Here is a 22,023-nt window from a genome sequence, read left to right as displayed (position 1 = left end):
CATCACCAGACCGGTGCATCGGTGCCTGGCGGCGCTGATGGTCGCGCATAGCCTGCCGGCGTTTTCGACAGTTGTGCGCTGGGGCGCACAGCGCGCAACTGGCCGAAGTGGGAGATTTCGTCGGCGAGCCAGGGGCTGAGGTCCGGTTTGCCGGCCCGCAGCCCCTCTTCGATGCGCCCCAGCCCGCGCAGCCAGTGCCCGGTTTGCGCCAGCGACACCTGCACGTGCCAGCTTCCCCCTACGCGCGACTGTCGCCACAGCGCGGCGGCGGCGCCGAAAGCCATCAGGAAGCCGCTGGCCTGGTCGAGGATCTGCATCGGCAGCGCGCGCGGCTTGTCGTCCCCCGCCGCCTCGCCCTCGGCGTGGTTGAAGCCCATCGCCGTCTGCACCAGCGAATCGAAACCGCGCCGGCCGGCCCAGGGCCCTTGCGTGCCGTAGGCAGTCAGCGACACGGCGACGATGCCTGGCCGGCGCGTGGCCAGGGCCTCGGGCGAGAAGCCGAGCTCAGCCAGGCCGCCGGGCCGGTACCCCTGCGAGAACACGTGGGCGCCTTCCACAAGCCGCCACAGCGCTTCGCGCCCGGCCTCGCCGCGCAGGTCGATATGCGCCGAGCGCTTGCCCCGGCTGGTTTCGGCAATGGCGGCGATGTTGGGCAGGTTCGGGGAATTGACCAGCATCACGTCCGCGCCGAACGACGCCATCGCCCGCCCACCGACGGGACCGGCCAGGATGCGCGTGAGGTCGAGCACGCGCAGGCCGGCGAGCGGCTGCTCATCGGCCGCCAGAGGCGGCAGAGCGCGCGGTGGGGCATCGGCGATTCGGGTGATGGTTATCAAGGGTAGCGAGGCCACCGCCTGACCCTGGGGCGTGGCATCCCACTCGGCGAAGCTGCGCAGCGCCGTGGCCACCAGCGCGTGGTCGGCCGCGGCCTGCTCGAAGTCCAGCGCCTTCCAACCCCGCAGGGCCTGCTCTGCGTCGGCGCGTGTGGCAGTTGCGGGGTCCAGGCCCAGCAGGTGCAGCGCGCCATCGCGGTGGTGCGGGAAGTTGGTGTGGACACGCACGTGGCCATCGGCGCAACGGTAAAGGCCGGCGAGTGGGTCCCACAGATCGGGCTCCTGGCCGTCGACCGTGAACCAGCCGGTGCATTCGGCGGCGGCGTGGGCCATGTCCACGGCGACACGCTGGCGCGGAGCACCCCGCTCATGGCCCAGTTCGCAGGCGGCGAGTGCGGCCGCGGCAATGCTGGCCTGCGCGGCGGTGCCGACGGCGAAGGACGAGGGAAACACCGGGTCGCTGCCCGTCAGCGCGATCCCGGCCAGCGCCTGCGGCGGCAGCCCGCCCAGCGACCAGAGCGCAGTCAGTGCATCGAGTGGATTCATCGTATGGACTCCTCACAGAAAATTACAGATGCCGCCGGTCATGCCGGCACCGGCCAGTAGCATGAAGGTTTCGATGTCTATGCCGCTCGCACCTCAGCTCGTCGGCCTGGACAGGGCCAGACGCAGGCCAAACCCCATCAGCGCCAGGCCCGTGAGCGCATCGAGCGAGCGCATCACCGTGGGCCGGCGCAGCCAGCGTGCCAGGGGCCGCGTGGCCAGCACCAGTGCGGCGAACCACAGCAGTCCCATCGCGGCGTGGATGCCCGCCAACAGCACGCTGAACCCGACCATCGGCACGTCGGCGGGAACGAACTGTGGTAGGAGGCTCACGTAGAACACCCCGACCTTGGGATTGAGCAGATTCGTCAGCAGGCCGCGCAGGAACCAGCGCTCGCCACGCACGAGCGGCGGATCATCTGCGGGCAGCGCCGGCTGGCTCTTGAGCGCGCCAGAGATCAGCTTCCAGCCGAGCCAGAGTAGATAAGCCGCGCCCGCGATCTGCAGCAGGGTGTAGGCGAGTCGGGAGACCGCGAGCACCGCGCCGAGCCCGAGGGCCGCGACCAGCCCCCAGATCAGCACGCCGGTCACGATGCCGCCGCCCGCCCTCATCGCCTTGCGCCCCCCTTCCACAGCGACCGTGCGAAGTACCAGCGCCGTGTCCAGGCCGGGGGTCAAGGTGAGCAGCAGCGCCGTCAGTGTGAAGCCCAGGATCGCAGTCGATGCATTCATTGGGGGATCTCCGTCAGAGCACAGGCAAGTTGAGTGACTCGCTGCACGTCGTCGATTCGTTGTTCTTGACGATGGCCTGGCCGCAGATCACTGCGCCACGCGCCGAGTCGTAGGTCAGGCTCGGCTCGCCATACAGCTCCCAGCCGCTCTTCAGAGTGGCGGTGACGGGGTGGCAGAACGCCGCGTCGTCGATGCCGGTCAGGTAGCGATACGCGAGCATGCTCATTCTCCCGCTCGATTCGATGCCGGCATCTGGACGCGCAGCCCCGCTCCGAATGCCTGCAGCAGATGCCAGCCGGTATCCCAGTCGCCCACGCCGCTGGCGGCATTGATATGCCCGAGGGCGCCGACTTCCACGCATCCCGCTGCCCAACCCATGGCCATGCGCCGGGCGTGCTCCGGCGAGCCATAGGGGTCGTCGCTGCTGGCGACCACCAGTGCGGGAAACGGCAGGGGTTCGGTCGGTGGCGAGCCGAACTCGCTCGCCTCGCCCGGAAACGCCGGTGCGCCGTGGTCAGGGACGGCAACGAGGAAGGCGCCTCGGACCTGGGCGATCCGGTGCTGGTTGTCGTCTCTGATTCCCCCCCGCAATGCCCAGTGCGCGACGAGCAGGCACGAAAGGCTGTGTGCGACCAGGACGACGGGACCGGCGCACTCGTCGATGGACGTATCCAGAGCCTGTAGCCAGTCGGCCAGATTTGGCCTGTCCCAGTCGGCGGGTTGGAATCGCTGGCAACCCTTTTGGCGCGAAGCCCAAAGTGTCTGCCAGTGTCGGGGCCCAGAATTGCCGATACCGGGGAGCATTACAGGGTGAGCGATCTGATTGCTGGTCATAGTGAGTTATTTGGATATCCGGAACGAGTTTTTTTTGATCGAAAATGCTATGACTTACAGGTCGAATTGGCGAGTGAGAAGGCCTCAGCGAGCATAGAGAAAAACTCAATAGTCAGGTTTGCTTGCCTTGGTTAACGTTTAATCGCACATCCTCATAGCCGATGACGACGTATCCCATGTTAGATATCTCACTCCCGATTTCCTACGTCCTGGCGGCCTGGCTGTCCATCCTTACGCCAGGCCCGGCCATCCTGCTTGCGATGCGCAATGGCGCTAGTCAGGGTGTGGTCGCGAGCCTGTGGTCGACTCTTGGCAATATGTTAGGGTTGCTTGTGATTTCGGCGTCGGCCGCCTGGGGGCTTGGTCTGTTCCTGCTCGCCTCTGCCCACGCGATGACCGCGCTCCGGGTAGCCGGCGCTGTGTACTTGGCCTACCTAGGAATTCGCCTGCTTGTCCAGAGTCGAAGAGCGCTTCCGGCGGAGTTCGATGATGATGCCCCCAGGCCGGTTCACGGTTTCGCGCTTGCGAAAGAAGGATTTCTGGTGGCGACATCCAATCCGAAGGCGATCCTCTTCTTCACGGCCTTCTTTCCACAATTTATTCAGGCCGACCAGGCACTTCTACCCCAGTTCATCGGTCTGACTACAATCTTCGTGATCCTCAGCGGAGGGACCTTAACCGGCTATGCCGCCATTGCAAGCCGGTTGCGGAAGTCATTTGGAGCCTACGTCTGGCGCCAGCGCTGCACGCGCCTTGCGGGGATCGGCTTTCTCGGATTCGCCGCATGGATTCTCCTATGGAAACCATCGAGCGGCGAAAAGGTCTTGGGTACGTGATTCCGGTTTCTGGCCATTGCATGAAGCCGATTGCAAGCTGTCCGACAGAATCTGGAAACGCGATCAACAAGTCCTTACTGCATGTCCATGCGTTCACGATCCGAACGCTCAAAGGCAATCTGGTTACCTTAGTGTTCGAGGCCGAAAATCTCGATACACGAGCAATGCAGCAGATCACGCATCATATGAACTTGTCCTGGCGATTTTCGTGCTGGCCTGGGAAGCTCCCCACACCGACTATTTAGTGAGTGTCTCCACAGCCTTCATGCTCACATCAACAGCTCGGTCGACGCAAGTCCGCTACGGTAGGCCTGTAAGATAGCTATCGTGCCCCTCGAAATCTTTTCCACCAAGCGTTCTCTCATCTAATATCGTCCATGGCAGCCGCATGCAATCTTTAGTTGTGGTCGCTGATTTCCGGATCTAAGCACAGGTACTAGAAGTGTTCGCGCGCCACAGCCCATGACGACTCGAAGCAGCTATGTAGGTGCCAAGGCTTGAAGGAAGCCAAACTACATCACCCGAGCGCGCGCGGAGATACAGCGCCTCTCCAGGCCGCACGGTCAACAAATGACGTATCCAGCCCCACAGCCGTAAGCAGAACACAGGCTTCTGATGGGAGAATCGTTGCGTCGTTGCCTGCGCATAGACCACCTGTACCTGGATGCTGATGACAGGGCGGGACACCGAAATTCAGGACATCCCCGTGTCTTGTTACCGGTCCAGCCAAGCGCCGATCGTCCGGCGGGCCGCTGCCGCCAGAGCTGCACCATACCGCTCGGCATCCGCGCGCAGCGTGCCCGGATCGACGCCGGCCTGGCCCAGCTCGCAGCAGTGGCCGACCAGCCAGCGTTCGATTCGGCTGGCATCGGCTTCCAGGTGGAACTGCAGACCCAGCACCCGGTTGCCGACCGCGTAGGCCTGCTGCGCGCAGCTTTCGGTGCTCGCCAGCAGTTCACTGCCCTCAGGCAGCTCGAAGCGGTCGCCGTGCCAATGCAGAACTGGCACGCCAGCCAGCGGGGCCAGCACCGAGCGGCGGCCAGCATCCGTCAGCGTCAGCGCGCCGAAGCCGATCTCCTTGAAGCCCATGGGGGCGACGGCGGCGCCGAGCAGGCGCGCGATCAATTGCGCGCCCAAACAAATGCCGAGCAGCGGTCGGCCGCTGGCCAAGCGCCGTTCGAGCAGACGCAGTTCGTCGGCAAGAAAGGGATAGGTCCGCTCGTCGAAGGCTCCGATCGGCCCGCCAAGTGCAATGAGAATATCGCTTGACTCGGCTTCTTCACGGGCCAGGTCGTCCGTCGCGGGGTCAAGGTAGCGCACGTCGAATCCACGCTCGCGCAGCAGCGGTTCGAGCGTGCCGAGGTCTTCGAAATGGATATGGCGCAGTGCCAGGGCGGTCTTCATACGATCTGCTCCGATGCGGTCGATGTTGCGGTCCGGTTGTCGTCGGGCCAGTAATGGCTGTTCGGCGTCGCGCGAGCGCCGAAGATGGCTTGGCCGACACGCACGACGGTGGCGCCTTCCTCGATGGCCAGCTCGAAGTCGCCGGACATCCCCATCGACATTTCATCCACGCCCATGCCTGCCGGCGTCTCTTGGCGCAGCCGATCGCGCAGTTCGCGCAGCAGTGCGAAACAGGGGCGGACCCGCGCCCGGACGAAGTCGGCCACCTCGGAAGGCGGCAAGCCGAACTTGCTGGCCTCGCCCGAGGTGTTGACCTGCACGAACACATCCAACGCGCGCCCTTCGGCTTGCAGGCGACGGTCCAGTGCCTCCGCAACACGCAGGCTGTCCAGGGCATGGAACTCGTTGGCGAATCTCGCCACGACCTTGGCCTTGTTGGTCTGCAGGTGGCCAATGACCGACCAACGCAGGTCGGCGAGGTCTGCCATCGCTTCGGCCTTGCGCTGCGCCTCCTGCACCTTGTTCTCACCCAGCTCGCGGCAGCCGGCGGCGTAGGCCAAACGGATGCGTTCCTCCGGCACGGTCTTGCTGACCGCGAGGAGGCGCACTTCAGACGGGTCGCGTCCTGCACGGGCGCAGGCATCGGCGATGCGCCGATGCACCACTGCCAGATTCCGCCGAAAGTCCTCGACGCTGTGTGCGGTAGGCCAAGGATGGGGTTGCTCGTTCATGGATAACGAGGAGCTCCGAGCTGCTTATGAAGCGACGACATCGCGCTTCGCAAAGCTCTGCAAATTGCCGGGCGCAGAGTGCAAATCCACCGAGAGACGCTCTGGGGGCTGCAATGTATGGATTCCATTACCGGGAGCCAAGGCCCAGCGGTCAGGTGACGCCTTCGCGATTTCACCGGAGCTTCCCGTGCTGCACGCTACTATCTCCACGTTCGAATCCTCTGACACGGCAAATTCTGCCTCGCAATTGCTTGATTCTATTATAAAAGTAGTAATCACACGACAGAGCATGGCGTCTGCCCCATTGCACGGCCGCTTGCGCACCAGTCCATCGCGCATTATGTCGTCTGCGAGTGGGCGACGCGAGCGGGCCATGGGCGACGCTCCAACAATCCGGTCTCCCGTTCCCGCAGGGTCCGGCTGATCTTACTCGCTTCGGTCACGGACGCGCGAAAGTCCAGAATCATTTGCCGAGTCACCGGCCCCACTGGCCATTCGGTGGTCGCCGCATCCTCGACCAGCGCAACCACCGGCTGCAGTTCGACCGAGGTGCCCGCGGTGAATACCTCGGAGGCGGTGCGCAGTTCCTCCAGCGTCACTGTCCGCTCCTCTACCCGCAGCCCGCGCTGGCGCGCCAGTCCTATCACATGCCGCTTGGTAATGCCATCGAGGAAGCAGGTCGGCAATGGGGTCACCAGCACCCCGTCGCGGACCATCAACAGGTTGGTCGCCGTGGTCTCGGCGACCCGCCCTTCGCTGTCGAGCAGCAGCGCGTCGTCGCAGCCCGCCGCTGCGGCGGCATGGCGTGCGAGGGTGCCGATCATGTACAGCCCCGAGCACTTGGCCGCGGTGGGCGCGGTGTCGGGATGGGGACGTCGCCAACTCGCCAGTTGCAGCCGAATGCCTTCCTCGGCGCGACCCTGGGACGCTGCTGTGGGCCAGTCCCAGGCCGCGATGGCCACGTGGATGCGGGCGCGCGGCGAGGCAATGGAGACGCTTTCCGCACCGCGCCATGCCAATGGCCGGATGTAAGCATTATCGAGCTGGTTGGCCCACAGAACTGCCTCAATTGCCTTTGTTAGTTCGTCTCGCGACCACGGCAGGTGATAGTCCAACATCGTGGCGGACTGCTGCAACCGTTCCAGATGTTCTATATTTAAAAAAACATGTCCGTCATAGGCGCGCATACCCTCGAAGACGGCACCACCCATGTGCAGAGAATGTGTAAGTACATGCAGGCGAGCCTGGCGCCAGGGTAGCAGCTCGCCATCAAGCCAGATCAGACCGTCGTTATCGTCAAGGGAATTGAGCATGGCAGGCACCATCACGTGAATTGCAGTTGTATTCAGTTTGCGTCCTGTTCGCGGTTGTAGCAATTGAGTAAATCTAAGTTGTTGATGAAATTTGGTCCGCGCGACGATGCACGCAATAGCGACGATTTCATGTTTAATAAACCTACGAACTTCGAATGATTCCGAGGAGGATATATCCTCAATGCGCATACCTGTTTCGTTAAACGCTTTGCAAGCCTTTGAGGCCGCCGCGCGCCATCTCTCGATCAAGGATGCGGCCCTGGAACTGGCGGTCACGCCCTCGGCGGTCAGCCACCAGTTGCGCACGCTGGAAGACATGCTCGGCGTCGAACTGCTGCGCCGCATCGGCACGCGGCTGGAACTGACCAGCGCCGGCCGCCGGCTGGCGCCCGGCCTCAACGAGGGTTTCGCCCTGATCGCCGAGGGCGTGAGCAGCTTGCGCGAGGAGCGGCGCGATGGGCCCCTGCGCGTGAACATGCTGCCGACCTTCGCGACCAACTGGCTGTCGCCCCGCCTGAGCCTGTATCCGTTCGAGCGGCGCGGCTTCTCGCTGGACATCTCCACCACGCAGGACGACGCGGATCTGGCAGCCGGGGTGGCCGATGCCGGCATCTGGTATGGCGACGGCCAGTGGGCCGGCCTACAGGCCGACCTGTTGTTCGAGGCCACCATCGATCTGTACGCGCGCCCGGGCTTTGCCACCGGCTCGCGCCGGGAACGCCTCAAGCAAGTCGCACACGCCAACCTGTTCGTGTCGCGGCATTGCCTCACTTGGCAGCGCTGGATGGACAGCCTGCCCGGCGGGCCGTTCGAGCCAGCTGTCGTGACCCGCGTGGATTCGGGCGGCCTGACGATGCAGGCGGCCGCCGATGGGGCCGGTGTGTCGATCGCCGTCTGCGAACTGGCCGAGAGCGCCGTCCGGCTCGGACGTCTGGCCTCGGTCTTCGACCACCCGGTGAGTGCGGGCGTCGGCTTCTGGCTCGTCTATCCCGAGGCGCTGCGCGAAGACCGACGGCTGGACAACCTGCGCGGCTGGCTGCGCGAGCAATGTCAGTCGGAAAGCGGAACTCGGAACCCAGAGGCGCGGACAGCGTAGATGCGTATGAATATCGAATATCCGAAAGACCAGAAAGCACCGCCGGATGACGATGTGACGCTTCGACTACTCGTTGCCAAGGACGCCGTTGCGCTTGCCTCCCTGCTGGCCGCCTATGGCGACGAAATGCGCCACGGGCAAGGCGCGGGGGCGAATGCACTGACCCGGGCCGATGCCTTGATCGCCGATCCGATCGCGGAAGTGCTGGGTGGCTTTCTCGGCGCCGAACTCGTCGCCTTCGCGGTGTTCTTCGATCTCCCCGAGGCGATCTCCGGAGGGCGTTCGGGCCAGCTCGACGACCTGTACGTCTTGCCCGCCGCGCGCGGGAAACGACTCGCGCAGCGGCTCATCACGGCCATCGCCGATACCGGGCGATCACGCGCCTGGATCCATCTGCGCTGGCTGGTCCCCGAGGACAACCCCGATGCCATCCGGGCCTACGCGCGCTTCGCCGAACCCGCCGGCTGGAAGAGCTACGTGCTTTGGCTGGCCGGTAACGAGCGGTGGTAAAGCCATGAACAACCTGCAACAGGTCGATTGGTCGCGTCTTCCGCAGCCGGAAGATGATGGCGGCGCCCGCCACCTCGCGGGCATGCGCCTGCCCACGCTTGAACTGGCATCGACGGATGGTGGCCGTATCGATCCTTCGCGCCTGCGCGGACGCACGGTGCTTTATCTCTTCCCGATGACGGGCCGGCCGGATGTCGCACTGCCTCCAGGCTGGGACGAGGTTCCAGGAGCACGGGGCTGCACCCCGCAATCCTGTGCCTTCAGGGATCATTTCGCCGAACTGAAGTCCTTGGGCGTCGCCCAGTTGCTCGGCGTGTCCACGCAGGACACCGCGTACCAATGCGAGGCGGTGGCGCGCCTGCACCTGCCTTTTCCCTTGCTGTCCGACCATCGCCTTTCATTCGCAACCGCGCTCGGTCTGCCGGTCTTCGAGGTGCAAGGCCTGACGCTGCTCAAGCGGCTGACCCTGATTGCGCACGATGGCGTGATCGAGCATGTGTTCTATCCGGTGTTCCCGCCGGACCGGAATGCCGACGATGTCATCGAGTGGCTCAAAGGCCATCATGCCAATCAATCCGGCAAACCATGAATATCGGATCGTTCGGCGGTTCCTGGAGTGAATTTCCCGACATGCAAGACATTGCCAGCTTCCACCGCTGGGTTCACCCGGTGAACAGGGCCGAGCGCTATCTGGTGCTGCCCGACGGATGCCGAGACGTACTGTGCATCCGCCATGCGGATGGCTTGGTTCAGATCGTGTCAACCGGTTTTGATGTTCGGCCTCGGCTGGTCGATCTGCTCCCCGGCACCACGATCACAGGCTATAGGTTGCGCCCGGGCGCGGGCGTGAGCGCGCCTGCCATGCAGGCGATTGCCGCAGACCATGATCGAATCGGGGAAATTCTCGACGAGCAGTGCGAAGCCTGGACGCATCTGGACGAGGCCATCCTGGCGCTCAGTTTTCCGGGTGCAACGGTTGGCGCCGCCTGCCGCAGCATTGGCATTTCCATCCGAACGATGCAAAGAGTCTTTCTGGGCAGAAGACTCCCACCGCCGGACTACTGGCGGCTCTTGGGACGAGCGCGCCGGGCAACCGGACTGCTTTCGTCGGGTGAACCTCTTGCCGAAATAGCCAGCATATGTGGCTTCAGCGACCAAGCCCACATGACCCGCGAACTTGTCCGCTGGTTCGGCCATTCTCCGGCGCAGTTGCGCAGGCAAGCCGACGTCCTTGAGCGCCTGCGTCAACCCGGGCTGGGCAACTGGGCGGGCGAACAAATCTCCACCAGATAACCGTTGATATCGGTGACGTAACACGTCGTCTGCCCCCAAGGTTCACTTCTAACCTCCTGCACAGGTTGTGCGCCGGCGGCTACGGCGCGCGTATAGGCCGCATATACGTCTTCCGTTTCAAAGGCGATCTCGAATACCGGGGTTTCGGGTGCGGGCTTGCCGGGTGTCTTGCCCAGAGTTCGCATCAATTTGACGGAAGAAAAAGCCAGCTTGGTTGCCCCCGTGACGAGTTCACCATAGTCCCCCGACTCGTGCAGAAAACCCCGCTCCATGGCAAAAGCACGTTCGTAAAAGGCCAGCGAGGCGGCCACGTCTTCGACGTAGAGAATCGTGTATCTGAAAATCATCTCAGCTCTCCAAGTTAGATGGAGAAATGGATTCTGGGCCAGGCTTCATCCCCTGTATTGAATGATCGCGACAGGTGCATGTCAGTGAGCACCCCACCATCACGTTCAGTCAAGCCGCAGAATCGCTACTGATGTGATCTTGATCGGCCAGCGCTTCCGCTTCAGTCGTGGTGAATGGGCCTCATCCACAGTCATGCCGTACCTCTCGCTGCCCGAGGATTGTCCGCAGGTCGATGCTTCAGTGCGTCGAGGGGGCGGGTCGGTGGCTCGCCGGTGCGCAACCAGTCCAGCGCCAGGGGCCACAGCGCCTCGCGGAAGCGCTCGTGGAAGAAGGCAAAATGGCCGATTTCGGCCTGCCCGATGGCCGCGGGAGCCAAGCGCAGGTGATGGCGCTCGCTGCCGGTGTAGTAATCCAGCAGGCGGTCCAGCGCCGGTACCGTGCCGAATGGATCGTCCTCGATGCCCAGCGCCAGGATCGGTGCGCGCACCTGGCCGAAGCGCCGTGCCAGCATTTCGGCTTCGGGCTCGCCTTCCAGTGTTTCCCGGCCGCGGCGTACCGTGCCCTCGAAGCGCGGACCCATGCGCGCCCAGTCCAGCGCCACGCCCTTGGGCGTGTCCTCCATCCATCCCAGTCGCTTGGCCGGCACGTAGCCAAGCACCCGCGCCAGCAGCGGCATGGCCACGTGCCAGCGCAGGAACATGGCGCGGCGCGCGGCGGGCGCATAGTCGCGCCAGTAGGCGTACTGCGCCCCCATGGTGAAGATGCGCCGCACGCGGTGTGCGGACGCGGCCAGCCCGATCACGAAGCCTCCGGCAGAGTGGCCGACCACGTCGATCGGCTGGCCGGGGAATCGCCAGGCGAGGTACTGCAGCACACCCTCGAAATCGTGCTGCCCCCAGTCGATCCAGTCGGCCTGCAGCCGACGCAGCCCACGGTGTCGCGATTCGCCGATGCCACGGTAGTCGTAGGTCACCACGTCCCATCCGTGGCTGTGGAGCCAGTCGGCAAAGCGCGCGTAGTACCGGCAGCGCACCGAGGTGGCCGCGTTGATGACCGCGACCGGATTCGGGCGTCGTGGATCGCAGGGACGGCGCCAGGCGAATCCACCCAGGGCATAGCCGTCGGCGGCGCGAATGTCGATGGGCTCAGCCATTCACAGCGAGACCCTGGACCAGCAGCACCACGGCCTGTGCGCCGGCCTTGCGATCCTGGGCAATGCGTTGGTACTCGGCCGATTCCGCCCAGTCATGGAAGGCGGCTTCGTCGGGAAAGGACATGAGCACGAGCTTCTGGTGCGGCCAGGTGCCTTCAATGGTGCGAGGCTGCTCGTCCGCGGCCAACAGACGTCCCCGGTGGCTGCGGAATACATCCATGAAGCGGGCCTGGTAGCGGTCGTAGGCGGTCCGGTCGTGGATTGTGAGTTGGGCGATGGCGAAAACGGTCATGACGAAGACTCCTCGTCGCGATGGCGATCCGGCTCGGCGGCCGAGGTAGATTCGATGCGGTCGCCCCTCGGCGCTGCCTGTGGGCATCCATTCCTGCCGCATCTGCATGTGTTGCAGTTCCAGCAGGAGCCAACCGAGGAAGATCCCGCCCCAGTCATAGCGGTTACCACCGTCGGTTCGGACGCCCCGCACGGGATCCAGCGCTCTTTTTTTCCCGTCCGCTAGGGTTCCTCTCGGTTCCAGGTTCCAATGGCCGGCGTTAAATTCATAAAGACAGATTCTTGAGGGTTGACGCCGACCAGTCGAGTGAAAAAAACTCAATCCAATCTGAGATATTCGCATTTGGAGACCGACAGCATCGCATATTAGGTTTTCAAATGACCGCCTGGGTCTCCACGGTCCTGATGGCCCCAGCGCATCGGAGCAAATTTCACAGGAGAACAACATGAGAACAACATGCGATCGAAATCTCATTCGATGCGACTTGCAACCCGCCGGCTATGCCGAGCTGGTCATCAACCGACCGGCAGCCCGCAACGCTCTGTGCCGGTCACTGACCGACGCGATGGCTGCTCAGCTTGAGAGTTTGGCAGCCGACGCTGCGGTGAGGGTAGTTCTCTTACGCGCCGAAGGCGAACACTTTGCGGCTGGCGCTGACCTCAAGGAAATGCTTGGCATGGACGAGGAGCAGGCGCGCGCCATTGATTTCGCCGGTTGCTGCGCGCATCTGGGCTTTTTCCCAAAGCCCGTGGTGGCATTGGTGCAAGGTTTCGCGCTTGGCGGAGGCTGCGAACTGGTGGAGATGTGCGACATTGTTCTAGCCGCCGAAAACGCCGTATTCGGCCACCCCGAGATCCGGGTCGGCACCATGCCTGGTGCGGGCGGCACTCAACGCTTGCCACGTCTACTTGGCATGGCCAAGGCGCTGGATCTACTGCTGACTGGGCGCCGAATGGACGTGCGCGAAGCCGAGCGCAGTGGTCTGGTTTCACGAGTCGTGCCCACAGACCTTCTCCTCGAAGAGGGCCGTAAGCTCGTGGCTGACATAGCATCATTGCCAGGCGAGGTATTGACGCTCATTAAATATAATGCTCGTTCAAGCGCCAACTTGACATTGAATGAGGGATTACGAAAGGAGCGAGACGCCTTCCACTATACCCTCTCTTTGCCCGATCGCGAGGAAGGCATGCGCGCGTTCCTGGAGAAGCGGCCACCCCGATTTAACAGTCTCTCTATCCTGAAGGACCGATAAAACCATGTCCCAAACCATTCCATCCTACCCCCTTGATCCTCAGGTCGAGCAGATTGTCCGTGAAAGCTTCTCTCGCCAAGGTCTGATGCAACATTTGGGCGCCGAGTTAAACGAGGTTTCGCGTGGACGGGTAAGCATTGTACTGCCTTTTCACGAGACTCTTACCCAGCAGCATGGCTATTTTCATGCCGGTGGAACGAGCGCCATCGCTGATTCAGCCGGTGGCTATGCGGGATTAACCGTGTTTCCATCAGATAGCTCTGTGCTGACCGTCGAATTTAAGATCAATCTGCTTGCTCCTGCGCAAGGAGACTATCTCGAAGCGGTCGGCACGGTGGTACGCTCCGGGCGGACGCTGACCATCTGCCAACTCGAAGTCTTCGGTGTCACCGATCAGAAGCGTGCGCAAGTAGCCCTTGGCCAGCAGACATTGATCTGCATGCAGGGCAGACCAGACCGATGACACACTCACCATTCAGGCAAGCATAGGCCCAATGACAATCGTCACACGGCAAGGAGAGAATCCATGAACTTAGCCTCGGGCCTTGGAATTGCCCGACTAAAGGCTATCCACCGTGTCAGAAGCAAGACAGCGCATCGATGATATGCGGCCTTTCCAGTTCCTATCCACGTAACTACCTGATTTGGGACTTTGCCGCTACGCTCCCACGCCCCATGAAATAGCCCGCATGGGCTGAAAGATCCGCGCTCCATTACCGCGTCACAAAATGACGCAGTGATGATGGCGGCTAACAGCGATTGTTCATATTTTCACCAGATTTTGCCCGTAAAGTGATGCATCCTTAGGCGACCTTGGGCACGGAAGTTTCGCTAGCATCTGGACACCGCTCTGGGCTGGACTAGGCCGGCGATTGACGGCTTAGTCAGGTTTGAACCCAATCTCGTGTGCAGGCCTATTCGAGTCGGCTGTACAAGCAAAGACAGGCCAAGCTATAGGGTTATCGTGGGCAGCCATATGGTATTCGACCTTACTCGAAGGAATGCGATTGTCGACAAGAAAATACCCGATCAAGGGTTTGCGCATAGTGACACGCTTCCAGGCGCCACCTTCTTCAAGCTCATAATCAGATGCGATTAATGCCTGCTGCTCACCACTTAGGTGAGGGTTCGGCTTCAACTCAAGCTCAACCATCTGATCCCAATCGGTATCCGCTTCAGGTGGTACTCCGTTGCACTGCTCGAATGCGGGCGCATTTTTTGCCGAGCTCATACCGCTCCTTGGTGCCGTAACAACTTCTGGATTGCTCTTGAAACGGCCGATAAGGAAGTCTCGATAACCCATGTGGTCCCAGCAAAAGGCACGAACGTGGTAACGGTTGTTAACGAAGGCAACAGCTGTCGGAGTTAAACGCCTGGTGCGGCCCTTTGGAGAATTCATTGTTGCGATCACAGCTTCGATAGACCGCTGGTGCTCAATAGCCGACAACAATCGAGCCAGAACAGGCAAATTATGCCGGCGCTTAAGCATGGGCATTTCTGTGGCATGTCCAGCACTGGGCGGCGCGTAATCTTCAATTGACTGCCACTGGAGGTCCTCTCCCGATAATAGTACCGGCTCAAAGCCTTCCGTTGGCTGATGGTAGGGAATACCAAGTTGGTAGGGTTTCATCGCTGTTGGAGCGAGCTGCTGATAGAGCTTGATGTCTTTCTGAGCCTGAGGCCGCGAAATTCCAAACGTTTCCATCAGCATGGTAGTGGTCAGCCGCCGCTCCCATAACAGTTGACGTTCGATGAAGCACAAACGCAGCCACTGTGGGTGCGAAAAGGCCCCGGCCTCAATCCGCCGACCAGCCAGATTCGTTGCAGACAGAGTGCTAGTATCTGCGGTGATCGCTGGTTTTATGTACTGCAAATACTGCATGGCAGGGCCCTTCAGCTACTGATTGTGTTCGTCTGCCCAGAATTTTAAGTCAATACTGTATAAATATCATCTACCGATATTAATTATAGGGGTGTATAAAATAGGCACCACCCGGCAAGTCCGGGTACCAATCTATAAGGGGTGCGTCGGTGAGTTTCGCCACACTTAACACCAATTTGTTCAAAGCGATCGCTGGCGATAATGGGCGGTTAATGCTCGACCTGCTATTAGAGCTCGATGCGTTTCTTGATCCGGCGCAGCTGGCGGATGAGCCGACGCCACTACAGGTGAGAGTTTTTCTTCGCGACTATCTCGCCAACAGTCACTTACGCCTGGAAATTGAATCAGGTGAGGCGGCAACCACCCCACAAAGCCCAGAACATTATGTTTACTACCGGTTGCGCGATACAGGATGGATCCGGGAAGAGCTGGAAATCGGATACCGTTATGTGGTCTGGATGGCTCAAGAAGGTAGGCGACTACTGCAATTCCTCAGGAGTATGGGTGCTGAACACCCATCGCTTGGTGTGGTTTGCCTGTCGGTGCGCTCCAATCTTGCCGAAGTGGTTAAGGATCCGGCCAATGGGTCTTTGATCCGGAAAGCAGCCGATGACATGGAAGGCTTCCTCAACCGCCTCCGAGCCCTCGTGGGCAATATTCGCGAAATACACTATGTGATTAGCGGCGGAGACGTGTCAGGCAGTGGGAACTTCAATTTCTACTTTGAAGAGTACCTGGGTGAGCTATTTCTGCCGAACATTGAGAAACTCGCGTTGAAGGGCAACCCCAACCTTCACGCCAGCAAAATTCGCAAGCTGGTAAGTGATATACGGTTTAGTCTGGAGCGGTTGGAGGTGTGTGCTAAGGCATACCAGCGGGACGATATAGCGAATCCATCGATTGAAACGGTCGAAGCCGATCTGGATCGACTGAGTCTTGCGTTTGACGGTATTGGGCCCTTGTTCAAAAAAACACAGGACTATGCGCGGCGCATTACTCGTCGAATGCATGAAAGAATTAAATACACCGTGCACACTCCCAGCAATATAGGCCAACAGATCGAGGATTTGCTCGATCTTATTGGTCGGGATGATTCGATTGAAACCCTGCCCAGTCCGGTGATCAGCGAAAAACTGATCTCCGAAAGCCGTTTGGCCAAACCTAAGGCGAAATCGGTACCGGCGGTCGCAACGGTTCGCAGGCAATCCAAACCTCTGTGGGAAAAGCGAGCCTATAACCAGCTCAAACAAGAGCACATACACTTCCAGAGGTATGACCCTGACCGGGTGGTGAGCTTTATTGAGACAAATATGGGCGACCGAGCTCAGATGACCACCGATGACCTGACCATCAAGACTGCTGACGACATGATGGCAGCGTTGCACTTGCGCTTATTGGCGCAAGGTGTTTCCAAAACCCATGCTCTTTATCCCCTGTTAGCTGAGTACAGCGTAACCTTCGACGAGCACGAATGGACACAGCTTGAATACATGGCCGGTCGTCGATTGATTATCACCAGGCAGGCCTTCTCGGAGATATCACGAAATGATTAATGACATTGTGCTGAGAGAGCTAAAAGAAATTGCGTCGCGAAACTCCGACGACTACGCCGATACTCTTCGAAATACAGCTGCCTACCTGCTCCAGAAGCAGTGGGTCTGGAAAGGTAAGCGAGGGCAGAAAGAGCATTTCAAAGTCTGCGAGGACAATGCCACATACTTCCATAAGCTATTCGATGCACTGGACATGGACTGGTATTACGATCGCAACTTTGGGTATGTGGGGGTGCTGCCCAGAGGCACTGGAAGCCAGCTGGATGTCACGGCCACCGTGTTTCTGCTGATATTGCGCAAAATGTATGACACTGAGGCCTCGATGGGGCGCACGGACCTTGGCCGCGTCACGCCGCCAACCGTGGAGCTGCTTAATCAATATGAGCAAGTTAAAGGTGAAAGACCGATACTGACCGCTACCGTCGAGGCCCTGGATACCCTTCGAAAGAGGGGCATCATTGAACTTGGGCCCAGAGATCCGGACACCAGGCTTCCTGATGTGACGGTGTTGCCCAATATAACGCGAGTGGTAGGCCCGGCCTTTCTTGGATCGCTCGAAAACTTCATGAACAGCTACGCTCCAGATTCAGAACCCGGAGATGAGTCACACCTGAGCACTGACCCTGCGGAGGCGTCTGATGACAACGCTGAATAACCCAATGCCAGCGCATTTCCTTCAAAATTTTGTTTTCGCACAGTGGTATCTCTTGGATCTGGAAACCCTGGAGGTGGGAGTAGCCGCATCTCTCTTGTCGGGTGAGAATGGGGCCGGGAAAACAACGATATTTGATGCTATCCAGTTTGTTCTGATGGGAGGAGATCAAAGGCGTATTAGCTACAACGCCGCCTCCGACGGAAAAGCGTCGGGACGCTCTGCCAGAAGCTACGCGCTGGGCGAATTCAAAGAAAACGATGTCACCACGTTCGAGCGGGAAAGTGCCAATACCTACATTTTTCTGAATTGGTACGACCATCACCAGCAGCCCTATTCGTTTGGGGTCTCTATCCACGCTACTCAGCAATCGGCCAGCATTGAAACTCGTGGTCACATCATCAAAGGGCGCCATGTCTCCGAGGTAGACCTTTTATCGTCGGAGGACACATTTTTACCGTGGCGTGAATTTGTTGATCGTATGAAGTTGACCGCCAAAGAGTACCGGGGTTCGATGAGCTACGAGATGATCGACGGGGCAAGGATTATGCGCGAAAAGTTCGCCGAGATGATGTCGGTTGATCAAACTCGCAGCGGGAAAATTGAGCCCGAAATGCTGGTCAAAACATTGTCCAGTGCGTTGCAGTTGAAGATGGATAGTCCGATTGATTCGTTTATCCGCGATTTCATTTTGCCACCCGAACCTATAGAAACAGAGCAGCTTCGTGAGGATCTGCTTGAGCACCGCCGCATTGAGGATGAAATCACGCGCGCGGAGAGTCACAAATTGGCTCGTGAAGCTTTGATCACTGAAGCAGATAAGGTGACGAAGCACCGGACTGATGCTCACTTTGAGTTATGGGTCTCACAAGAGGCTGAAGTGGCCCGGCTTGATGAACGAAACAGCGGTCTAGAGGACCGTCTGGATCAGCAGCAAGACAAGCTTGAAGAAGCAGAGCGGACGATCAAGCAACAAACCCCTCGACTGCCTGAACTCAAAAAGCGTCATGAGGAAGCTCTGATAGCATGGCAATACTCAGATGCCGCAAGTCTGAGTAAAACCGTCGAGGCGGCGGAGCAAAATGTCACGCAAGCAACTACCCGTTTCGCTGAGCTAACCACTTCCCTCAGAAACACGGTAGGTGAAATCACGCGCCAACGCTTTGCTGACACTCTGGATATTACCAGTTTTGAACAACTGGCGGAGCGGTGGGTCGAATGTTCCGATCTTCTTGCCCGCGCTGACGTTGCCAGTCTCAGTCCATCAGATCACGAAAATACCGCCAAGGTCACTGCGGATCTTTTGGATGCCAGACCGGTTTTGGATGAAATTTCCACACGGCTTGAAACAGCAGATAAACATGTCAGCCATGAACTGAAACAAATCACAGATGATGGCGCAGCACTTCAATCACGAGTTGAAAGGTTGAAGAACGGGCTTTCGGACATTCATCCGTCAACCAGCCTAACCATTGAGCTATTAAAGCAGAAGGGCATTCAGGCGGTGCCCGTTTGTGATGTATGCGAGATCACTAATTCAGAGTGGCAAGAAGCTGTTGAATCCTATCTCGGGCCGAATCGTGAAGCTCTTGTAGTTGCAACAGAAGATTTTGGTCACGCACTTGAGATCTACGAAGCCACTCAGAAACAAAGCCCGCGCATAAGGCGAGCACGCCTTATCAACCCAGATTTAGCTTTGCGCGAAAACAAATCTCCTACTGTGGGAATGGTCTCGACACTCATCGAAACCCAGGACCCGGTAGCCCGGGGCTTCATGAACATCATCTTGGATCGAACCAAGATGGCCGCGACCCGTGATGAACTCAGGCGCGAACGTAAAGCACTGATGGCCTCCGGTTTAACGGCTGGCGGCGCAACGATTGGCGGCACCTCTCAAATTGACGGTCTGCTGATTGGTAAACATGCCAAAGCTCAACAGCTGGAACGGCTGGAAAAAGAGCTTGATAGTTTGGCCCGGCGAGTAGCCAGGTTAAGTGGCCCGTCGACAACGCTGAGCAAGCTTAATCGCCAGTGGGCGGGCGTTTGCGCGGCGGTCAACGATGGCGCCGTCGCGCTGCAAGAGCAAAGTCAGAGTCTGGCAGCCTGTGAGCAAACTCTCTCTCATGCCAGGGAACAGCTGCAGCCTCTTACCTCTGAAGATGAGCGTCTTAAGAGCGCCAAAGAGAAGGCGGAGCAGGCCCACTATAACTGCAATGAAAAAATCACACAGGCAAGAAGCGACAAACAACAGGCAGAGGCTACCATCAAAAGCCTGAAAGCTGATTTGGAGCAGGTTCGTCCTTTCCTGGAGAGGGCCCGGGAGCAACGCCGCCACACAGAGGCATCTGAATTGCACGACATGAATAAGGCGCTGGAACGCTGGGAAGCCTATGAACAGAAATATGATGGGGCTGAGGGGCGCTACGCACTGATTCGAAATGAAGCGGAAGGGAAGAAAAATACTGCCCGGGAAAAAGAACTAAGGTCACGTGGAGACCTGCATGTAAAAGTGATCCAATTCACCAATGATTTTTCAGAAGACATTGCCAATCGGGCTGAGCTTCTGGGGGCCGCCAAGCCTGAGAACGATGACTCTGATGCCTATTCTGTCATAAAGACCGACTGCACCGATTGGGTAGAGCGCATCCTCGAAGCTCAGTTACTGGATCATAGACAAGCCGCTCAGGAAGCTGCTGAGCAAATGGAAATGAACTTTCGGGGCATCATCGTCGGGGAGCTTCAGAATCGCTTTGATCAGATGCGATACACTTTCCAGCAGCTCAACAGTGTCCTCAAGAGAATTCCTTTCCACGACAACATCTACAGCTTTCACTTCAAGCTCCGTGAGACCGAGAGCTTGGCCACTGTTTACGAATACATAACAACCGTGGATAGGGAGCAGGCCGAGTTGGTTGGCACCTTGTTCGAGAAAGATTCCGAGCATCCGGCCCTCGAACTTCTGAAAGAGGCTCTGATCTCCGGGGATGACCTGATTAATGAGATCCGGGATTACCGCTCGTTCTTCCAATACGATATGAAAATGCGTAATCCCAATACGGGTGAAGAGCGTCGGGTAACCGAAATGCAAAGCACCGGTTCTGGCGGGGAGAAGCAGACTCCCGCTTATATCGCTCTGGCGGCGAGTTTCATGAATGTTTACAAGATTCGTGAAAACTCTCCTCGGGGTGCCTCTCTGGTTCTCCTGGATGAAGCGTTCAACAATATGGATGGGGGGAACGCCAGTGGTGCCGTTGCCTTTCTGAAAGAGATTGGTCTGCAGCTAATAGTGGCTGCGCCGCCTGAGGTCACCCTCAAGATCGGTAAGGAAATGGACCAGATCTATACCATCTGCCGGGAAGGTCGTGATGTGGTTATCGACCACACAAAAATTTTCGAGGGAGGGCATAAGTTGATTGATCAACGCAACCCTGTCTACCACCCTGAGCTTGTCATTGAGCGAGCCGCTGAATTAAAAGCCAAAGCGGAGACAATCACTGGGGTATGAGCAATCACGTCGAGACATTTCTCGCGCAACTGATCAAGCACATCGATAGGCCGGATGGTGTAGTGCCCCAAGCACGGATACGCATTACAGATCACGCCTATCGGTGGTACTTCGCACTTAACAATAGTGCGAAGACAGCCCTTCACCGAAGTTTAGAAGCGCTGGAGCATCTCGACATTCAGTATCAGCGTAGAGTGGCCCTGGGTGCATTCAAGCATATTGAGGCGGTCCAAATTACTGATGGATGCCGGCTCATGGCGTCTCAAGGGCTAACCCCGTTGGCGGATGACATAGAGCTCGCCTTCGAACAGCTTGAGGCTGCAGAATTCAATATACCCTGGTGGGAAACGACTAAGCGAGATATAGCGGAGGCATGGTCAGCCAACAAAACATTCAATGGTGTTAAGCGACAGCAATCCGCGCGGCTTTTCGATGCCATGAAGGTTGTCGAGTGGATCGTTCAGTCTGAAGACACCTCGCCAGTCCCTGAGATGAAAACCCTCAGCACGATGCTCTTTAATGACTCCAAGAAGCTTGAGGAAAAGAGTTTCGCGAATCTGATTCGTCGTTTGATGGTCGGTCAACTGGACGATGACGTGGCAAACCTGATGGACGATGGACCGAAGTTGCTGGAGCATTATGGGATCAGCAAATACCCAATGCCAATGCGGTTTAAAGCGAACGCCCTGCTATTCTGCCGAGGTGTTGTTGATTTGTCCGCGCTCCACTACGGGATCGGTGTTTCCCCGGATGAAATTAAAGGTATTGAGTGGCGCCAACGACCACCGTATTTGCTCTTCATTGAAAACCGAGCCAGCTTTGAGCGGTATGTGCGGGAGATTGATGATGCGGGTGTCGTCATTTACACCGCTGGGTTCCCGCCCCGTGCCTGGCTGCATGCAATAGAGATCATTATCGCTGAAGTCCAAGATGAGGTGCCGGTTTATCACTGGGGCGATCGTGACGTGGGTGGTTATAGAATCCTGGCGTTTCTGGCGAAACGACTTAATATCGATATTCAGCCATACCTTATGGGGCTGGATGCTTCGATACGAAGCCAAGGTGACGACGAGCTCAAGGAAATACCTGTGGCAGGGTTGATGCAAGCGATTGAATCAGCGCGAGGTTATCCTGCCATTTCTGAGCTTTATGAACATCTTGGTAACTGCCAACGAACAAGCTTACTGTGGATTGAGCAGGAACAAATTGCGCCTCTCAGCCCGCTAGACAAAACCAGGGCCCTATAGAGTCGAATAGGGAA

At 58.9% G+C, this 22,023-nt stretch carries 22 protein-coding genes; 11 read left to right on the top strand and 11 right to left on the bottom strand.

The window, feature by feature from the left end; translation table 11 throughout:
- Positions 1 to 2 precede the first annotated feature (2 nt).
- The 4 genes from Q674_RS27630 to Q674_RS27615 form a co-directional block, all read right to left on the bottom strand.
- Entirely contained in the window at positions 3 to 1,379 is a 1,377-nt protein-coding gene (locus tag Q674_RS27630) for a CoA transferase (protein ID WP_023008477.1), read from the bottom strand.
- A 93-nt stretch (positions 1,380 to 1,472) separates the two neighbouring features.
- Positions 1,473 to 2,108: a LysE family translocator gene (locus Q674_RS27625; protein ID WP_023008476.1), complete on the bottom strand. Its 636-nt coding sequence runs from the start codon at positions 2,106 to 2,108 to the stop codon at positions 1,473 to 1,475.
- 13 nt (positions 2,109 to 2,121) lie between these two features.
- Positions 2,122 to 2,328 carry a DUF1737 domain-containing protein gene (locus tag Q674_RS27620; RefSeq protein ID WP_036199088.1) on the bottom strand — a complete coding sequence of 69 codons (207 nt, stop codon included), beginning with the start codon at positions 2,326 to 2,328 and terminating at the stop codon, positions 2,122 to 2,124.
- A gap of 2 nt (positions 2,329 to 2,330) precedes the next feature.
- Positions 2,331 to 2,942: an RBBP9/YdeN family alpha/beta hydrolase gene (locus Q674_RS27615; RefSeq protein WP_023008474.1), complete on the bottom strand. Its 612-nt coding sequence runs from the start codon at positions 2,940 to 2,942 to the stop codon at positions 2,331 to 2,333.
- A gap of 176 nt (positions 2,943 to 3,118) precedes the next feature.
- On the opposite strand from Q674_RS27615, the gene Q674_RS27610 reads away from it, so the two are divergent.
- Positions 3,119 to 3,778: a LysE family translocator gene (locus Q674_RS27610; protein ID WP_023008473.1), complete on the top strand. Its 660-nt coding sequence runs from the start codon at positions 3,119 to 3,121 to the stop codon at positions 3,776 to 3,778.
- 714 nt (positions 3,779 to 4,492) lie between these two features.
- On the opposite strand, the gene Q674_RS27605 is transcribed toward Q674_RS27610, so the two are convergent.
- The 3 genes from Q674_RS27605 to Q674_RS27595 all read right to left on the bottom strand — a co-directional run bounded on the left by Q674_RS27605 (position 4,493) and on the right by Q674_RS27595 (position 7,415).
- Entirely contained in the window at positions 4,493 to 5,182 is a 690-nt protein-coding gene (locus tag Q674_RS27605; protein WP_023008472.1) for a glutamine amidotransferase, read from the bottom strand.
- Positions 5,179 to 5,913, bottom strand: coding sequence for a YggS family pyridoxal phosphate-dependent enzyme (locus tag Q674_RS27600; protein ID WP_036199085.1), 735 nt, complete (start codon positions 5,911 to 5,913; stop codon positions 5,179 to 5,181). The genes Q674_RS27605 and Q674_RS27600 overlap by 4 nt, the downstream gene beginning before the upstream one ends.
- A gap of 338 nt (positions 5,914 to 6,251) precedes the next feature.
- Positions 6,252 to 7,415 carry a branched-chain amino acid transaminase gene (locus Q674_RS27595; protein ID WP_227501197.1) on the bottom strand — a complete coding sequence of 388 codons (1,164 nt, stop codon included), beginning with the start codon at positions 7,413 to 7,415 and terminating at the stop codon, positions 6,252 to 6,254.
- On the opposite strand from Q674_RS27595, the gene Q674_RS27590 reads away from it, so the two are divergent.
- Genes Q674_RS27590 through Q674_RS27575 form a run of 4 tightly spaced genes read left to right on the top strand, consistent with a single transcriptional unit; the run spans position 7,408 to position 10,125 of the window.
- Positions 7,408 to 8,322 carry a LysR substrate-binding domain-containing protein gene (locus Q674_RS27590; RefSeq protein WP_023008469.1) on the top strand — a complete coding sequence of 305 codons (915 nt, stop codon included), beginning with the start codon at positions 7,408 to 7,410 and terminating at the stop codon, positions 8,320 to 8,322. The two genes, Q674_RS27595 and Q674_RS27590, sit on opposite strands and share 8 nt — an antisense overlap.
- Complete coding sequence (locus tag Q674_RS27585) at positions 8,323 to 8,832, top strand: GNAT family N-acetyltransferase (RefSeq protein ID WP_023008468.1); 510 nt, start codon at positions 8,323 to 8,325, stop codon at positions 8,830 to 8,832.
- Positions 8,833 to 8,836: 4 nt separating this feature from the next.
- Positions 8,837 to 9,421, top strand: coding sequence for a peroxiredoxin (locus Q674_RS27580; protein ID WP_023008467.1), 585 nt, complete (start codon positions 8,837 to 8,839; stop codon positions 9,419 to 9,421).
- Entirely contained in the window at positions 9,418 to 10,125 is a 708-nt protein-coding gene (locus Q674_RS27575; RefSeq protein ID WP_023008466.1) for an AraC family transcriptional regulator, read from the top strand. The genes Q674_RS27580 and Q674_RS27575 overlap by 4 nt, the downstream gene beginning before the upstream one ends.
- Here Q674_RS27575 and Q674_RS0120675 read toward each other — a convergent pair.
- The 3 genes from Q674_RS0120675 to Q674_RS27565 all read right to left on the bottom strand — a co-directional run bounded on the left by Q674_RS0120675 (position 10,077) and on the right by Q674_RS27565 (position 11,918).
- Complete coding sequence (locus Q674_RS0120675; RefSeq protein ID WP_031209962.1) at positions 10,077 to 10,472, bottom strand: VOC family protein; 396 nt, start codon at positions 10,470 to 10,472, stop codon at positions 10,077 to 10,079. The genes Q674_RS27575 and Q674_RS0120675 overlap by 49 nt on opposite strands.
- 191 nt (positions 10,473 to 10,663) lie before the next feature.
- Complete coding sequence (locus tag Q674_RS27570; protein ID WP_023008465.1) at positions 10,664 to 11,626, bottom strand: alpha/beta fold hydrolase; 963 nt, start codon at positions 11,624 to 11,626, stop codon at positions 10,664 to 10,666.
- Positions 11,619 to 11,918: a DUF1330 domain-containing protein gene (locus Q674_RS27565; protein ID WP_023008464.1), complete on the bottom strand. Its 300-nt coding sequence runs from the start codon at positions 11,916 to 11,918 to the stop codon at positions 11,619 to 11,621. The genes Q674_RS27570 and Q674_RS27565 overlap by 8 nt, the downstream gene beginning before the upstream one ends.
- A gap of 445 nt (positions 11,919 to 12,363) precedes the next feature.
- Here Q674_RS27565 and Q674_RS27560 point away from each other — a divergent pair, with 445 nt between their 5' ends.
- Both Q674_RS27560 and Q674_RS27555 read left to right on the top strand, forming a co-directional pair.
- A complete protein-coding gene (locus tag Q674_RS27560) occupies positions 12,364 to 13,170 on the top strand; it encodes an enoyl-CoA hydratase/isomerase family protein (protein WP_023008463.1) in 807 nt (268 codons plus the stop codon).
- A 4-nt stretch (positions 13,171 to 13,174) separates the two neighbouring features.
- Entirely contained in the window at positions 13,175 to 13,633 is a 459-nt protein-coding gene (locus Q674_RS27555) for a PaaI family thioesterase (protein WP_023008462.1), read from the top strand.
- A 417-nt stretch (positions 13,634 to 14,050) separates the two neighbouring features.
- Here the strand turns inward: Q674_RS27555 and Q674_RS27550 are convergent, their stop codons facing one another.
- Positions 14,051 to 15,052 carry a WYL domain-containing protein gene (locus Q674_RS27550; protein WP_023008461.1) on the bottom strand — a complete coding sequence of 334 codons (1,002 nt, stop codon included), beginning with the start codon at positions 15,050 to 15,052 and terminating at the stop codon, positions 14,051 to 14,053.
- A gap of 149 nt (positions 15,053 to 15,201) precedes the next feature.
- On the opposite strand from Q674_RS27550, the gene Q674_RS27545 reads away from it, so the two are divergent.
- From Q674_RS27545 to Q674_RS27530, 4 genes are read left to right on the top strand one after another with little or no spacing between them, the layout of a single operon-like run.
- A complete protein-coding gene (locus tag Q674_RS27545; RefSeq protein WP_023008460.1) occupies positions 15,202 to 16,605 on the top strand; it encodes a Wadjet anti-phage system protein JetA family protein in 1,404 nt (467 codons plus the stop codon).
- On the top strand, positions 16,598 to 17,260 hold the full coding sequence (locus tag Q674_RS27540) for a DUF4194 domain-containing protein (protein ID WP_023008459.1): 663 nt from the start codon (positions 16,598 to 16,600) through the stop codon (positions 17,258 to 17,260). Before Q674_RS27545 ends, Q674_RS27540 begins: the two co-directional genes overlap by 8 nt.
- Positions 17,244 to 20,762, top strand: coding sequence for an SbcC/MukB-like Walker B domain-containing protein (locus tag Q674_RS27535; RefSeq protein WP_152526056.1), 3,519 nt, complete (start codon positions 17,244 to 17,246; stop codon positions 20,760 to 20,762). The genes Q674_RS27540 and Q674_RS27535 overlap by 17 nt, the downstream gene beginning before the upstream one ends.
- On the top strand, positions 20,759 to 22,009 hold the full coding sequence (locus Q674_RS27530) for a Wadjet anti-phage system protein JetD domain-containing protein (protein WP_023008457.1): 1,251 nt from the start codon (positions 20,759 to 20,761) through the stop codon (positions 22,007 to 22,009). The genes Q674_RS27535 and Q674_RS27530 overlap by 4 nt, the downstream gene beginning before the upstream one ends.
- Positions 22,010 to 22,023 lie beyond the last annotated feature (14 nt).

This window comes from Marinobacter sp. EVN1 (assembly GCF_000475375.1).
Lineage (GTDB): Bacteria > Pseudomonadota > Gammaproteobacteria > Pseudomonadales > Oleiphilaceae > Marinobacter > Marinobacter nauticus.
This window is presented reverse-complemented; position numbering and strand designations above follow the sequence as displayed.

What these genes read in the sequence shown, in the direction of transcription:
- Q674_RS27550 (WP_023008461.1), bottom strand. Translation starts at nt 15,052, where the DNA reads ATGCAGTATTTGCAGTACATAAAACCAGCGATCACCGCAGATACTAGC.
- Q674_RS27585 (WP_023008468.1), top strand. Translation starts at nt 8,323, where the DNA reads ATGCGTATGAATATCGAATATCCGAAAGACCAGAAAGCACCGCCGGAT.
- Q674_RS27610 (WP_023008473.1), top strand. Translation starts at nt 3,119, where the DNA reads ATGTTAGATATCTCACTCCCGATTTCCTACGTCCTGGCGGCCTGGCTG.
- Q674_RS27580 (WP_023008467.1), top strand. Translation starts at nt 8,837, where the DNA reads ATGAACAACCTGCAACAGGTCGATTGGTCGCGTCTTCCGCAGCCGGAA.
- Q674_RS27595 (WP_227501197.1), bottom strand. Translation starts at nt 7,415, where the DNA reads ATGCGCATTGAGGATATATCCTCCTCGGAATCATTCGAAGTTCGTAGG.
- Q674_RS27605 (WP_023008472.1), bottom strand. Translation starts at nt 5,182, where the DNA reads ATGAAGACCGCCCTGGCACTGCGCCATATCCATTTCGAAGACCTCGGC.
- Q674_RS27535 (WP_152526056.1), top strand. Translation starts at nt 17,244, where the DNA reads ATGACAACGCTGAATAACCCAATGCCAGCGCATTTCCTTCAAAATTTT.
- Q674_RS27630 (WP_023008477.1), bottom strand. Translation starts at nt 1,379, where the DNA reads ATGAATCCACTCGATGCACTGACTGCGCTCTGGTCGCTGGGCGGGCTG.
- Q674_RS27590 (WP_023008469.1), top strand. Translation starts at nt 7,408, where the DNA reads ATGCGCATACCTGTTTCGTTAAACGCTTTGCAAGCCTTTGAGGCCGCC.
- Q674_RS27560 (WP_023008463.1), top strand. Translation starts at nt 12,364, where the DNA reads ATGAGAACAACATGCGATCGAAATCTCATTCGATGCGACTTGCAACCC.
- Q674_RS27625 (WP_023008476.1), bottom strand. Translation starts at nt 2,108, where the DNA reads ATGAATGCATCGACTGCGATCCTGGGCTTCACACTGACGGCGCTGCTG.
- Q674_RS27615 (WP_023008474.1), bottom strand. Translation starts at nt 2,942, where the DNA reads ATGACCAGCAATCAGATCGCTCACCCTGTAATGCTCCCCGGTATCGGC.
- Q674_RS27540 (WP_023008459.1), top strand. Translation starts at nt 16,598, where the DNA reads ATGATTAATGACATTGTGCTGAGAGAGCTAAAAGAAATTGCGTCGCGA.
- Q674_RS27620 (WP_036199088.1), bottom strand. Translation starts at nt 2,328, where the DNA reads ATGCTCGCGTATCGCTACCTGACCGGCATCGACGACGCGGCGTTCTGC.
- Q674_RS27600 (WP_036199085.1), bottom strand. Translation starts at nt 5,913, where the DNA reads ATGAACGAGCAACCCCATCCTTGGCCTACCGCACACAGCGTCGAGGAC.
- Q674_RS27530 (WP_023008457.1), top strand. Translation starts at nt 20,759, where the DNA reads ATGAGCAATCACGTCGAGACATTTCTCGCGCAACTGATCAAGCACATC.
- Q674_RS27555 (WP_023008462.1), top strand. Translation starts at nt 13,175, where the DNA reads ATGTCCCAAACCATTCCATCCTACCCCCTTGATCCTCAGGTCGAGCAG.
- Q674_RS27575 (WP_023008466.1), top strand. Translation starts at nt 9,418, where the DNA reads ATGAATATCGGATCGTTCGGCGGTTCCTGGAGTGAATTTCCCGACATG.
- Q674_RS27565 (WP_023008464.1), bottom strand. Translation starts at nt 11,918, where the DNA reads ATGACCGTTTTCGCCATCGCCCAACTCACAATCCACGACCGGACCGCC.
- Q674_RS27570 (WP_023008465.1), bottom strand. Translation starts at nt 11,626, where the DNA reads ATGGCTGAGCCCATCGACATTCGCGCCGCCGACGGCTATGCCCTGGGT.
- Q674_RS0120675 (WP_031209962.1), bottom strand. Translation starts at nt 10,472, where the DNA reads ATGATTTTCAGATACACGATTCTCTACGTCGAAGACGTGGCCGCCTCG.